General features: G+C 40.1%; 15 protein-coding genes and 2 riboswitches. Of the genes, 1 reads left to right on the forward strand and 14 read right to left on the reverse strand.

The genetic code is table 11. From position 1 onward, the window contains the following. Positions 1–10: 10 nt before the first annotated feature. The 6 genes from sufC to B5354_RS06080 all read right to left on the reverse strand — a co-directional run bounded on the left by sufC (position 11) and on the right by B5354_RS06080 (position 4419). Entirely contained in the window at positions 11–796 is a 786-nt protein-coding gene (gene sufC / locus B5354_RS06060) for a Fe-S cluster assembly ATPase SufC (protein WP_079526948.1), read from the reverse strand. Between the two features lie 259 nt (positions 797–1055). After that, positions 1056–1226, reverse strand: coding sequence for a YuzK family famiily protein (locus B5354_RS20440; protein ID WP_163526118.1), 171 nt, complete (start codon positions 1224–1226; stop codon positions 1056–1058). 208 nt (positions 1227–1434) lie between these two features. Continuing rightward, positions 1435–1800, reverse strand: coding sequence for a carboxymuconolactone decarboxylase family protein (locus tag B5354_RS06065; protein ID WP_079526950.1), 366 nt, complete (start codon positions 1798–1800; stop codon positions 1435–1437). Positions 1801–1878: 78 nt separating this feature from the next. Next, positions 1879–2706: a MetQ/NlpA family ABC transporter substrate-binding protein gene (locus B5354_RS06070; RefSeq protein ID WP_079526952.1), complete on the reverse strand. Its 828-nt coding sequence runs from the start codon at positions 2704–2706 to the stop codon at positions 1879–1881. 26 nt (positions 2707–2732) lie between these two features. Continuing rightward, a complete protein-coding gene (locus B5354_RS06075) occupies positions 2733–3401 on the reverse strand; it encodes a methionine ABC transporter permease (protein WP_079526954.1) in 669 nt (222 codons plus the stop codon). Further along, complete coding sequence (locus tag B5354_RS06080) at positions 3394–4419, reverse strand: methionine ABC transporter ATP-binding protein (protein ID WP_079526956.1); 1026 nt, start codon at positions 4417–4419, stop codon at positions 3394–3396. Before B5354_RS06080 ends, B5354_RS06075 begins: the two co-directional genes overlap by 8 nt. Positions 4420–4583: 164 nt before the next feature. Continuing rightward, positions 4584–4695, reverse strand: a riboswitch (SAM riboswitch). 135 nt (positions 4696–4830) lie between these two features. Then, positions 4831–4936, reverse strand: a riboswitch (SAM riboswitch). 78 nt (positions 4937–5014) lie between these two features. Between B5354_RS06080 and B5354_RS06085 the strand changes: the two genes are divergently transcribed. Next, positions 5015–5431 carry a TlpA family protein disulfide reductase gene (locus tag B5354_RS06085; RefSeq protein ID WP_079526958.1) on the forward strand — a complete coding sequence of 139 codons (417 nt, stop codon included), beginning with the start codon at positions 5015–5017 and terminating at the stop codon, positions 5429–5431. On the opposite strand, the gene B5354_RS06090 is transcribed toward B5354_RS06085, so the two are convergent. The 8 genes from B5354_RS06090 to B5354_RS06125 form a co-directional block, all read right to left on the reverse strand. After that, positions 5428–5748 carry a hypothetical protein gene (locus B5354_RS06090; RefSeq protein WP_079526960.1) on the reverse strand — a complete coding sequence of 107 codons (321 nt, stop codon included), beginning with the start codon at positions 5746–5748 and terminating at the stop codon, positions 5428–5430. The genes B5354_RS06085 and B5354_RS06090 overlap by 4 nt on opposite strands. A 102-nt stretch (positions 5749–5850) precedes the next feature. Continuing rightward, positions 5851–6165, reverse strand: coding sequence for a thioredoxin family protein (locus B5354_RS06095; RefSeq protein WP_079526962.1), 315 nt, complete (start codon positions 6163–6165; stop codon positions 5851–5853). Between the two features lie 10 nt (positions 6166–6175). Continuing rightward, entirely contained in the window at positions 6176–6523 is a 348-nt protein-coding gene (locus B5354_RS06100) for a toprim domain-containing protein (protein ID WP_079526965.1), read from the reverse strand. Between the two features lie 130 nt (positions 6524–6653). After that, entirely contained in the window at positions 6654–7040 is a 387-nt protein-coding gene (gene gcvH / locus B5354_RS06105) for a glycine cleavage system protein GcvH (RefSeq protein ID WP_079526967.1), read from the reverse strand. A gap of 83 nt (positions 7041–7123) precedes the next feature. Then, complete coding sequence (locus B5354_RS06110) at positions 7124–7480, reverse strand: arsenate reductase family protein (protein WP_079526969.1); 357 nt, start codon at positions 7478–7480, stop codon at positions 7124–7126. A gap of 153 nt (positions 7481–7633) precedes the next feature. Further along, positions 7634–9415 carry an acyl-CoA dehydrogenase family protein gene (locus B5354_RS06115; RefSeq protein WP_079526971.1) on the reverse strand — a complete coding sequence of 594 codons (1782 nt, stop codon included), beginning with the start codon at positions 9413–9415 and terminating at the stop codon, positions 7634–7636. Between the two features lie 14 nt (positions 9416–9429). Further along, positions 9430–10605: an acetyl-CoA C-acetyltransferase gene (locus tag B5354_RS06120; RefSeq protein ID WP_079526973.1), complete on the reverse strand. Its 1176-nt coding sequence runs from the start codon at positions 10603–10605 to the stop codon at positions 9430–9432. A 15-nt stretch (positions 10606–10620) separates the two neighbouring features. Next, on the reverse strand, positions 10621–13023 hold the full coding sequence (locus B5354_RS06125) for a 3-hydroxyacyl-CoA dehydrogenase/enoyl-CoA hydratase family protein (RefSeq protein ID WP_079526975.1): 2403 nt from the start codon (positions 13021–13023) through the stop codon (positions 10621–10623). Between the last annotated feature and the right edge of the window lie 196 nt (positions 13024–13219).

Consider the following 13219-nt stretch of genomic DNA (forward strand, 5'->3'; position numbering starts at 1 on the left):
CTCCTGTCTATTACGCCTGTTGACCGATCGTTTCGTCTTCGATGCCAAGCTCCTGCTTGATCCAGTCATAACCTTCTTCTTCAAGACGCTGTGCTAGCTCTGGACCGCCGGATTTCACAACGCGTCCTTGCATCATGACGTGTACTTTGTCCGGTGTAATGTAATTAAGCAGACGCTGATAGTGGGTAATCATCAAGCACCCAAATGAATCATTGCGCATTTGGTTAATCCCTTTCGCAACTACTTTCAATGCATCGATATCTAAACCAGAGTCAATCTCATCGAGAATAGCGATAGCTGGTTGAACCATCATAAGTTGTAGGATTTCATTGCGCTTTTTCTCACCGCCAGAGAAGCCTTCGTTAAGGTAACGCTGCGCCATATTCTTATCCATATCAAGAGTGTCCATAGTAGCATCCATCTCTTTAATGAATTTCATTAGAGAAATTTCATCGCCTTCTTCACGCTGTGCATTAATCGCTGAACGTAAAAAGTCAGAGTTTGTTACCCCACTAATTTCACTTGGATACTGCATTGCTAAGAACAACCCGGCTTGTGCACGCTCATCAACTTCCATTTCAAGAACGTCTTTACCGTCAAGAAGGATTTCACCTTGAGTTACTTCATATTTAGGGTGTCCCATTACTGCTGATGCAAGTGTTGATTTACCAGTTCCATTAGGACCCATAACAGCGTGAAATTCCCCGCCAGTAATTGTAAGATTTACACCTTTTAAGATTTGCTGACCTTCAATTTCTACATGAAGATCCTTGATTTCAAGCGTTGACCCTGCCATAAATAATACCTCCAGTATCTATAGTTATTGAATGTGCTGGTTAATGTAGATTAAAAAACCATTCTCAATTTATTCTCATTACAATCTTATATCATTTAGAATCTGATATCAACTGATTTCCATTGTAAGCACGTAGTTCCATCCGTTAATTTGAAAGGTTCTAAATCAACGAGTTAACAAGTTCCTTCCTTATTATAATAACAAATTTTTACGCAACAAAAAAATCAGGTGTCCTAAGATCACCTGATTCTTTATCACCTTATTTGTGGAGTTGACGATCCACTTGTGCGACCATTTTCTGACTCCGTTCGAATTCACGTTGGCGTTTTTCTTCAATTTTTAATCTTTCATCCAACTTACTGCTGTATTCCGCATAACTAATGTTATGGGCTTGTTGCATCGCTTTTTCCATTTCAGCAGTGTAATTCAAACTCAGATAGTCACTAATAATAAATCAACCCTTTCAGATTTTTTACACAATTTAGCTTATCACAGAACATTACCCGCGCCAAAGTTGAAATAAACCTAAAAACGGATTTTTGAAGCGAATTTGAATAATAATACAACCTTATACATCTATTTGTTTATAATAAGTCTGATTTACTTCACTTTTCAAAAAACTCTTGAATAAATAACGTCTAATGTTTAGTTGTAGATAAATCAGAGTAAGCGTCCTGTACGAGTGTCACTGCCTGACTTAGTGCAGCCCCGCCTCCGAATGCAGCAGCCACTCCGCAAGCCTCCATGATTTCCTGCTCACTTGCAGCTTGATCCACGCAGCCTTTTGTATGATAAATCATGCAATACTCATCCTGAGCAACAATGCTTATACTAAGAGCCATAAGCTGCTTATCTTTTTTAGAGAGTTCTCCATCATTGAAACATGCTTCTGAAAAAGCATTAAAATGACGTGCAGCCTCAGGCATTTTTTCTGAAAAGACACCTATACCATGTTTATACTCTTGTAAAAATGCCGTTGTCCAGTTGACATCCTGTTCTTCCATATGAAATGCCTCCTATAATAGAAATACGTGACTCCGTTTAGTATGAACGAAGTCACGTATCGTATGCGTTACTTTATTTTACTTTCCATCAACTGGAACAACCGCTCCATCATATTCTTCCTTGATATAAGTTTGGATCTCTTCTGAGTGAAGAACTTCAACTAGTGTTTGAAGAGCTTTGGAATCTTTATCCTCACTTTTTGCAGCTACAACGTTCACATATGGTGATTCAGAATCTTCTAGAATTAACGCGTCTTCACTAGGGTTCAAACCGGCCTGAATAGCGTAATTGGTGTTAATGGCTACTAATGCGCCTTCTTCTCGCTTGTATGTTTTAGGGAGAAGAGCAGCGTCGATACCTGTATCAAATTTTAGATTTTTAGGATTTTCTACAATATCTTCAACGGTTGCATTCACCGCATCAATGCTTTCATCCAGTTTAATCAAGCCTTCTTTTTCAAGAAGCGATAAAATACGTCCGTGGTCAGCTACTGACCGGCTCATAATCACCGTTGTGCCCTCTTTGATTTCATCAATACTGGAAATATTCTTTGAGTAAATCCCCATTGGTTCGATATGAATTCCACCAAGGTTTGCAAAATCATATCCGTGTTCTTCTTTCTGTGCCTTTAAGTAAGGGATATGCTGAAAGTAATTCGCATCAATTCTGCCTTCAGCTAAATCCTTGTTAGGCAAAATATAGTCCTGATATTCTTCGATTTTTAGTGAAATTCCTTTTTCTTTAAGAATCGGTTTTGCTTGCTGAAGAATTTCAGCGTGTGGAATACTGGTTGCTCCCACCTTGATTTCCGTTTTACCAGAAGAAGAACTTTCATCAGAAGAACCACATGCAGAGAGGACTAAGATCAATAATAAAGCAGTAACACCAGTCCATAATTTTTTCATACTTTCCATCCCCTTTTATATAAAGTTTATCTTTTATCCAATTTGTGGGAAATTACGTCTCCAATGAATTGGAATATAAATACGATTACTACAATTAAGAACGTACACACAAGTACAACACCAAAATCACTGCGTTGAAATCCGTAAAAGTATGCAAAGTCACCAAGTCCCCCTGCACCAATCACACCTGCTACCGCCGTGTAACCAATCAGCGCAATGGCTGTTACCGTAATTCCTGATATCAACGCAGGCATTGACTCTGGCAGTAATACTTTGAAAATAATGGTGGAATATTTTGCTCCCATTGATTTTGCAGCTTCAATAACGCCTTTATCCACTTCCTTCAAGGCAATTTCCACCAATCTGGCATAGAAAGGTGCGCCCCCAATAATAAGGGCCGGAAGAGCCGCTCTAGGTCCGCGAATCGTTCCCATCAGAAAATCAGTAAATGGGAATAATAACAGGATTAAAATAATAAAAGGAATGGCTCGAAATACGTTAACTAATGATGCCGTGACCCAGTTTAATGGTTTGTTCTGCCATAATCCTCCCGGTCCTGACAGGTATAAAAGCAATCCAAGTAACAATCCGAGTATAAACGTCCCTGCTACTGAAATACTTGTCATAAATAGTGTTTCATTCGTTGCAGTAATCATATCTTGCATTTCAACATTTGCGAACAATCCATTATTCATCTGGGTTCACCTCCACTTGGACAGAAGTGGTTTGAATATAAGCGATTGCCCTGTCTATTTCTTCTTTATCTCCAACAAACTGGACAAACAAGGTGCCATAAGCTCCTTTTTGAGTTTGCGTAATTTTCCCATGAAGAATATTTACATCAACCGTAAACTCCCTGGAAAGTTCACTAATAAGAGCCTGGTTCGTGCTTTCACCAATAAAGTGAAGTTTTACGATCTCACCGGTTTTGTATGTTTCATTGATAAGTCCTAAAGAATGTTCTCGATCAGGGTCACCCATTACTTGGTCCACAAACCGTTTCGTAACTTTTTGTTTAGGATACAGAAATACATCCAGCACATCCCCTGACTCGACAATTTTCCCTTCTTCCATTACGGCGACCCGATGACAAATTTTCCGAATCACATGCATTTCATGAGTGATCAAGACGATCGTTAATCCGAGCTTTCGGTTAATATCGACTAACAACTCCAATATAGAGTCTGTGGTTTCAGGATCAAGTGCTGAAGTTGCTTCATCACACAAGAGTACTTTGGGATTGTTAGCCAATGCTCTGGCAATTCCCACTCTTTGCTTCTGACCACCGCTTAATTGTGAAGGGTAGGAACCACCTCTGCCCGACAACCCCACCAAATCGATCAGTTCATTTACACGTTTTTTACGCTCTTCTTTTTTTATCCCGGCTATTTCTAACGGAAAGGATATATTATCGAAAACTGTTCTTGACCAAAGCAGATTAAAATGTTGAAAGATCATACCTATTTCCTGTCTGGCCACTCTCAGTTTACCTTTCTTTAGTTCAGTAACATTTTCGTTATCAATGGTTACACGTCCGCTACTTGGCTCCTCAAGACGATTCAAAAGCCTAATAAACGTACTTTTACCAGCACCACTGTAACCAATAACCCCGTATATTTCACCTTTATCAATATCCAAGTCCAGCTTATCAACTGCACGGACATTCTGATCTTTCGTATAAAAAACTTTTGATAATTCCTTAATCGAAATCAACACTGCGCCTCCTAAAAACAAGCTGCAATTCCCTGTGTTCGAAAACTACACTGATTAAAATGAACCACCTTCTAAAGGGAAAAGCGCTATAGCCATAAAATAAATTAAAAAACGCCTTTCTGTTGAGAACAGAAAGGCGTATACACGTCTTGATATCTTCTGTTCTCTCATCTGCCAAAGCATAAAGCTTTGCAGGAATTGGCACCTTTTCAAGTTATTAAACTTGACGGTTGCCGGGCATCAACGGGCCAGTCCCTCCGCCTCTCTTGATAAGAGATACGTATATTCATATTTTCAAATGTAGTTTTCTGAATGATACAAACAGGATTTTAGCACCACTTCTTTAACCTGTCAACAAAAATCGACATAAAGAAATCTCTTCCTTTTAGAAGAGATGGTCTTTCCATTCTCTTCTCATCTTTCAAAGCTCTCTGCTTTGCTGGAATTAGCACCGTATTGTAAGAAAACCGGTTGCCGGGCGTCAAAGGGCCAGTCCCTCTGCCTCTCTTGGTAAGTGAAGATGTCGATATTTATAATAAGAATATGTTAGCATGGGGTTGCATTCTCGTCAATGAAAAAGTTAGGAGGAGCTAAAATGAACGAGGAAATTGACTTCGAATTACCCTTTATTCATTCTCAGGAAACATACCGATTAACAGAGGATCTTGGAAAAGTAATTATGATCACTTTTTGGGCTTCCTGGTGCCCTGATTGTGGAGTGGATTTACCAAAGAAAGAGCAGCTCTTCAAATCCTTGGACGAAGAAAAAGTAAAGATGATTACAATAAACGTTAAGGGGCGGGAGAGAAATAACAATGACGGGAGAATATTCACGGAGAAATTTCTCACCCAGCCAACTTTGGAGGACAACGGAGTGAAAGTGTATAACCAGTATAAATGCGAAGGAGTACCTACTACCATTCTCATTAACAAAGATGGGGATGTAACGCATAAATTTGGTGATCAAACCTCATTTCTCACCATTGTAGAAGCTGTTGGTACTCTAATCTAATGAGACAGCATTAGTAACGATTCTATTAAAAGTACATCACGATACTCTCCTTCTATTCTTACGATAGACTTCGGGAGCGCAGTAAGTTTAAGGTTTCCTCCTAACAACTGGTGAAATACTTTATAAGTGGAGGAAATCTGTAAACGATCCGTGAGGTCCTTTTCACGCGTGAGCTTCATTCCATCTTGTGAAATATAAATTTTAATATCATCATTATTTGCTTGAATGGTTAAAAGCATTTTTCTCTTTTTCCACCTTGGAAGTAGATCTGACCTGCCATTAACTCGATTGATCCACTCTTCCACCAACTCAACCAAACTAATCCCCCCTTATAACTTCACAATAAAATTTTCGTGATTTAGAGGGGAGATCCCTGCCTTATTCCCTTGGAATCGTTCGCCATTTCCCGGGAAATCAAGCTACTTTTTTACATATTGCGCTATTCTCTCTAACATATGTGGGACAGAGTGGAATGCATAGATCTTCTCAACCACCCCGCCCTCCTTTGTAATCAGCATACACGGAACACTTTCTATTCTATAATCTTGCATTAGTTTCGGGTGTAGTGAAGCATTTAACTCATAAAATAAGCCCGATTGATAAACTTCTTCTATAGTGACTAACATTTTTCTGGCAATGTGACATGTTCCACAAAAGGGACTGTGAATAAAAGTGAGCGCTGTATGCTTCTCATTAAGGTGATTAGCTGCTTTTGACTCGTCTAATGTAAGCAAATTGCTCCTCCTAGATTAAATACATTGGCTTAACTTGAAAATGTCTGCTCAGCAGTGCACGAGCAAGTTCAGGCTCTGGGGTAGCTGCTACTTCTCTAAATGCTTTATCAATATAAATATGAACGGCATGAGGGAGTTCTTCAGTGAGTTGCTTTCGAAGTTTGTAACCGGAATCATCTTCATCTACCAAAATAAAGACTGGTCTATGATCAAGGTTGTTATCAAGAATTAACTCCTCCATTCTTTCAATTCCCAGTGTACCATGCGTACATATAATCTCCACGGTCTCTTTCAAAACTTTATTCAGCTTCTTTTTATCTGTAATCCCTTCGACAATCACAATTCTGTCTTCATTCAACCCTATCACCCACTATATAGAAACAGACCATGCCGTGTAAGCATGGTCTGCACATGATTTAAAACAGCCTGTGTTCATGCAGGCAAAGACCATTTTATAACCTTGCCTGTACTCTTATTAGAAACGAATATTAATCTTCGTCAATCATTTCTTCATACTGCTCAGCAGACATTAATTGTTCCATTTCAGAAGACTCACTTGGCTCAATGATGATCATCCATGCCTTATCATATGGAGACTCATTAACGAATTCAGGACTGTCTTCCAGCTCCTCATTAATTTCTACTACTTTTCCACTAAGTGGAGCATATAATTCCGAAACCGTTTTAACAGATTCCACACTACCAAATGGCTCGTCCGCTTCGATTTCTTCCCCAACTTCTGGAAGCTCAACAAATACAATATCTCCAAGTTCGGATTGTGCAAAATCAGTTATTCCAATTCGTACTTTACTTCCTTCTTCTTCTTTTACCCATTCATGCTCTTCAGAATAACGTAAATCTTTAGGTAAACTCATACCTATCCCTCCAAATTATAAATAGTATAAACAACAAATATAACCATAAAAGCTTTGAGCTTTTATTTCCAGCCTTCTGCTCACTAGATCCAAGTCCCAGTGAACTGTTCCTCTTTAAAGCCGACCGTGACCTTTGTACCATCTGTTACGATTGGACGTTTAATTAACATTCCATCAGAAGCCAGATACGTGATCATCTCTTTTTCTGTTGCATCCTTCAACTTTTCTTTCATATTATGTTCACGATACACCTTTCCACTCGTATTGAAAAATTTGCGAGCGGGAAGATCGCTATGATGGATCAGCTGTCGGAGTTCGTCTTCATTAGGTGTCTGCTCAACGATATGTATTGATTCGTAATCTAAGCCATTATCGTCTAACCACTTTTTAGCTTTTTTGCAAGTACCACAATTAGGGTACCAGTAGAAGGTTAATGACATTCGCTTCCCTCCCTTACTGATGGTTGATTCTTATTTTACCATACTGACAAGAAAAATATCATTCGTTAGTTCAGATTGGCAATAAGAAATCCATTTCGATACACATTCAAAAGGAGCCCTGAGAAGAAAAATCATGGACAGGGCTCCTTTAATTTAAACAGTGTATTTTTGTTCTTTAATTAACGTCTGGGCAACCTCCCGCTTTTTTGCAATTACATTTGAAGGTGTATGGCGTGTAAGCTTTCGTAAAGCTCCCAGCATCATCCTGAGCGAGTCACCAGCTTCTGCTGCTAACAATGTTTCTTTCGCATGAGCTTCGATACGATTGAAAGCTTCCTGCACATATACTTGAGTATAAAGGAGTTTTTGAGTGTTTTTCTCTTCCCCTTGCTTTTGGATTGCCTTATCTGTCCGTAAAATTGCTGATTCCATATTGTAGATTTCTCCTGTGATATCAGCAATGTTCACAAGAATTTCCTGCTCATTCTCTAATTTCTCACCGTATTTCTGAGCGGCAAGACCAGCAGCTAAGAGAGCTATTTTCTTAGCATTCTTCAAAAGATATTTTTCTTGTTCTAATGCATCATCACCTGGTTCTTCAGGCATCATTGTCATGATCTCTTCTTGAAGTGCTTGAGCTTTTTGCAGAAGAGGCAGTTCACCTTTCATTGCTTTTTTAAGTAGAGTCCCTGGTACAATCATGCGGTTTATTTCATTTGTGCCTTCGAAAATTCGATTAATTCTTGAATCTCGATACATACGTTCTACTTCATATTCCTGCATAAATCCATAACCGCCGTGAATTTGTACAGCCTCGTCTGCCGCAAAATCCAGCAGTTCGGTTGCAAACACTTTATTGAGAGAGCACTCAATTGCATATTCCGCGATTACTTTAGCCACCGCTGCTCCATCTTTTAGTTGTTCATCGCTTAGTTTACCCATACTCTGCTCAAAAAGGCCGACCGTACGATAGACAGAACTTTCATTTGCATACGTATTAGCTGCAACAGATGCAATCTTTTCCTGGATTAGAGGGAATCCTGAGATAGGCGTTTTAAACTGCTTCCGTTCATTCGCATATTTAACCGCCAATTCAATTCCGCGTTTTGCACCTCCTACACCGCCAATTGCCAGCTTATAACGACCGACATTAAGAATGTTAAATGCTATAATATGTCCTTTTCCAATCTCTCCAAGTACATTCTCAACAGGCACTTCAACATCTTCAAGCACTAAGGTTCTTGTAGATGAACTTTTAATTCCCATTTTCTTTTCTTCGGGACCCGTAGATACACCTGAAGAGTCACGTTCGACGATAAAAGCAGTAAATTTCTCCCCATCTATTTTTGCATAAACGATAAACAAATCAGCGAAAGCCGAGTTTGTGATCCATTGTTTCTCTCCATTAAGAATATAATGGGTACCGGCCTCATTAAGCTTAGCCGCTGTCTTTGCACCTAGAGCATCTGACCCTGAACCTGGTTCTGTAAGTGCATAAGCTGCTAATTTTTCTCCTGTAGCTAACTGAGGTAAATACTTTTGTTTCTGCTTCTCATTTCCAAAAAAGACAATAGGGAGCGAACCAATCCCAACATGAGCTCCGTGAGTAACAGAAAAGCCGCCTGCCCGCGAGAATTTTTCAGTGATTAGTGATGAACTAATCTTGTCAAGTTGAAGTCCGCCGTATTCCTCTGGCACATCAGCACCTAACAATCCTAGTTCTCCAGCCTTTTTAAGTAGAGCCACGGAATGTTCAAATTCATGGTTTTCCAGGTTATCAATTTTCGGTACCACTTCACCTAAAACAAAATCTTCCGTTGTTTTAGCAATCATATGATGTTCATCTGTAAAGTCCTCTGGTGTAATAACATCTTCTGCCGTTAAATCTTCTACTAAAAAACCGCCGCCTTTGATCATTTCTTTCGTTTCGCTCATCCCTGTTCCTCCTCTTAGATTAACTCAAATACACCAGCAGCTCCCATTCCACCGCCAATGCACATAGTAACCACGCCAAACTGTTCATTTCTGCGCTTCATTTCATGGATTAAACTTAATGTCAGCTTCGTTCCCGTGCAGCCAAGTGGATGCCCCAATGCAATAGCTCCGCCATTTACATTTACCTTATCAATGTCCAGACCAAGCTTCCGAATCACTTGCAGGGATTGAGAAGCAAAAGCTTCATTTAATTCAAAAAGACCAATATCCTTAAGTTCCAGGCCTGCGAGCTTCAATGCCTTTGGAACTGCTTCAACGGGGCCTACTCCCATTATGTCTGGCTCTACCCCCGCTACGGCAAATGACCGAAATTTCACCAGTGGGCTCATTCCTTCAGATGCAGCTTTTTCCCGATCCATTACGAGCACTGATGCCGCACCATCACTCATTTGCGATGAGTTTCCAGCCGTCACTGATCCAGTAACGGAGAAAGCTGGTTTTAATTTTGCCAGCACCTCTGTCGTGGTGCCTTCCCGTACTCCTTCATCCATGGAAAAGGTGATTTCCTCCTCTTTCAAGCGGTTTTTATGGTCTAGTGTACGATTCGTTACTTCAACAGGAACAATTTCATCCTTGAACTTTCCTTCACGAATTGCCCTGGCAGCTCTCTCGTGGCTCCGAACAGCAAACGCATCCTGTTCTTCCCGTGAAATGGAAAATCGATTGGCTACTTCCTCAGCAGTCTGCCCCATGGACATGTAATACTCCGGGGCCTGCTCGACAAGCTTGACATTCGGTTTAATAACGTGACCGCCCATTGGAATTAAACTCATGGACTCTGCCCCTCCAGCGAGAGTTGTTTCGCTATGACCAAGCATAATTTTTTCAGCTGCGTAAGCAATACTTTGCAAACCAGAGGAACAATAACGGTTAATGGTGATAGCAGGAACTTGATGAGGTAATCCTGCAAGACCTGCTATATTCCGTGCCATATTCATACCTTGTTCAGCTTCTGGCATAGCACATCCTATAATAAGATCATCAATCGCCCCGTCATAACCTCCTGCTCTCTTCAAAGTTTCTTTTATCGTTAAGGCGGCAAGGTCATCAGGACGTGTATGTGCAAGTGTCCCTTTCTTCGCACGCCCTACAGGTGTTCTCGCCCCTGATACTATTACTGCTTCCTTCACATTCCTTCCCCCTCTCTAATTACGCAGCGGCTTTCCTTTCAATAACATGTGCTGCATTCTGGCCTGAGTTTTTGCCTCCCCAATTAAACTTAAAAATGCCTCTTTCTCTAAATCAAGCAAGTATTGTTCGTCAACTAATGTTCCTTCTTTTACACGCCCTCCTGCTAGCACATAAGCTAATTTTTCTGCAATTTTCAGATCATGGTTACTTGCGTAGCCGCTAAGTGCAAGCGACTTAGCTCCAAGAAGCATCGTGGCAAAACCTTGTTCTCCCACAACTGGAACTTTTGTTCGTTTTGGTGCCTGATAACCAGAATCAGCTAACCCAATTACCTTCTGTTTTGCGTCATGAAGTAAATGGTCCCCATTTACACTAATGGCATCACTCTGATCTAAAAAGCCATTTTCTTTTGCACCTTCTGCTGAAGAGGATACTTTAGCCATGGCTATTTTTTCAAAAACTGTATTGGCAACCTTTTGCAAATCAATATCTACACCTTGAGGAATATTGCGTAAATGTTTGAGGTAAAGCTCTTTATTTCCTCCTCCACCAGGGATAAGGCCCACTCCGGCTTCAACCAATCCCATGTAAGTTTCACTTGAAGCTTGAATAGCAGCAGCTGGTAGACAAACCTCTGCACCCCCGCCCAGCGCCATACCAAACGGAGCAGAAACTACCGGGTTATTTGAATATTTTATTCTCATCATGGCATCTTGGAATTGTTTCACAACTAATTCGATTTCAAAGAAATTGAAATCTTGCGCTTCCATTAACATCATGCCAAGATTCGCCCCGACACAAAAATTCTTACCCTGGTTGCCGATAATCAGACCTTTATAATTTGTATCATCTACTTCATCAATCGCATAATTAATCATTTGAATAATATCCATACCTATCGAATTACTTTGCGAATGAAATTCCAGCCCCAATACTTCATCACCTAGATCAATTAAACTAGCACCTGCATTTTTCTTAATCACTTCTTTTGTTTCTTTAAGCCGCTTAAGATTTATATGTTTCGCATTGAAGTACTGTTGCTGATACGAATCTTGGTCATAGTAATAAACGTTTCCACTTTTCTGTTTATAGAAATGTTCATGACCATCTTTGATCATTTGGTCAATCCAGCTAGGGACCGTTTCTCCTTCAGCTTTCATTCTTTCAACTGATTCTTTAACACCAATCCCATCCCATAATTCAAATGGTCCTAACTCCCAGCCAAAACCCCAGCGCATCGCTTCATCAATAGAAGGCACATCGTCAGCAATCTTTCCATATAACTCTGCAGAATAAAGTAATACCGGTTTCATGATTGACCATATGAGATCTCCTGCACGGTCATCTTTAGCAGATACAAGTGCTTTAATCTTCCTTTTTGTCCCTTTTTCCTGCTTTGCCATTTCAGTAGCTTTTGTTTTTAATTTCTGTCTTGGTTCATATTCAAGTGTTTCATGATTTAATTGAAGTATGTCGCTGCCCTTTTCCCCGCGTCTCTTGAGGAAGAAGCCTTGACCACTTTTAGCCCCAAGCCAGCCATTTTTATACATGGACTTCATGAAATCAGGAATTGTAAACATTTCTTTTTCTTTTCCATCTACCTGTTCGTGGACATTATGTGCCACATGAATAAATGTATCTAATCCAACTACATCCAGGGTTCTGAATGTAGCACTCTTTGGTCTGCCAATCAGCGGACCTGTGATCGAATCCACTTCTCCTATGCTATAGTTTCCCTTTATCATTTCCTGAACAGTTACCAGCAGCCCATAAGTCCCGATTCGGTTAGCGATAAAGTTAGGAGTATCCTTTGCCACCACGACACCTTTCCCTAGGACATCCTCGCCAAATTCCTTCATAAAAGAAAGAATAGCTGGATCTGTAGTCTTAGTAGGGATCACTTCTAACAGTTTCAAATAACGTGGAGGATTGAAAAAGTGAGTACCCAAAAAGTGTTTTTGGAAATCTTCACTACACTCTTCAGACATTGCTTCAATCGATATTCCAGAAGTATTTGAACTAACAATACTGCCTTGTTTTCGGTGCTTATCGATATCCGCAAGCACTTTCTTCTTAATATCAAGGTTCTCTACCACAACCTCAATCACCCAATCAGTCTCTTGAAGTTTCTGCATGTCATCCGTCATATTGCCGACCTCAATAAGATCGAGACTGGCTTCGCTTGTGATCGGGGATGGCTTCTGCTTCTTTAATGCTTTTTTGCTTGCTGCAGCAAGCCGGTTTCGCACAGACTGATCATTTAAGGACAAACCTTGTTTCTTTTCAGCCTCATTTAATTCACGAGGTACAATATCTAACAATAGCGTTGGAATACCCACATTTGCCAGATGGGCAGCAATCCCAGCGCCCATAACCCCGGATCCTAAAACCGCCGCTCGTTTAATCTTGTGACTCATTTGTCTCCCCCTATCCATTTTTGAATGAATACTCATTCATTTTATGGGTAAAAAAATAGCCTTATCTTTTAAGTAGCTACTTTCACTATAAAATATATTCTGACATTTCGCAATCTTTTTAGTGATAATTTTGATAAATAATAAGACTAACTTTCATGAACAGCATTCAATGTCACCCGCCATTATAAAAAGAAAG

The organism is Halobacillus hunanensis (genome assembly GCF_900166655.1).
GTDB lineage: Bacteria > Bacillota > Bacilli > Bacillales > Halobacillaceae > Halobacillus_A > Halobacillus_A hunanensis.

Bases quoted from the DNA above. Each gene is read 5' to 3' on its own strand.
- sufC (WP_079526948.1), bottom strand. From the start codon at position 796: ATGGCAGGGTCAACGCTTGAAATCAAGGATCTTCATGTAGAAATTGAA.
- B5354_RS06065 (WP_079526950.1), bottom strand. From the start codon at position 1,800: ATGGAAGAACAGGATGTCAACTGGACAACGGCATTTTTACAAGAGTAT.
- B5354_RS06070 (WP_079526952.1), bottom strand. From the start codon at position 2,706: ATGAAAAAATTATGGACTGGTGTTACTGCTTTATTATTGATCTTAGTC.
- B5354_RS06075 (WP_079526954.1), bottom strand. From the start codon at position 3,401: ATGAATAATGGATTGTTCGCAAATGTTGAAATGCAAGATATGATTACT.
- B5354_RS06085 (WP_079526958.1), top strand. From the start codon at position 5,015: ATGAACGAGGAAATTGACTTCGAATTACCCTTTATTCATTCTCAGGAA.
- gcvH (WP_079526967.1), bottom strand. From the start codon at position 7,040: ATGAGTTTACCTAAAGATTTACGTTATTCTGAAGAGCATGAATGGGTA.
- B5354_RS06110 (WP_079526969.1), bottom strand. From the start codon at position 7,480: ATGTCATTAACCTTCTACTGGTACCCTAATTGTGGTACTTGCAAAAAA.
- B5354_RS06115 (WP_079526971.1), bottom strand. From the start codon at position 9,415: ATGAGCGAAACGAAAGAAATGATCAAAGGCGGCGGTTTTTTAGTAGAA.
- B5354_RS06125 (WP_079526975.1), bottom strand. From the start codon at position 13,023: ATGAGTCACAAGATTAAACGAGCGGCGGTTTTAGGATCCGGGGTTATG.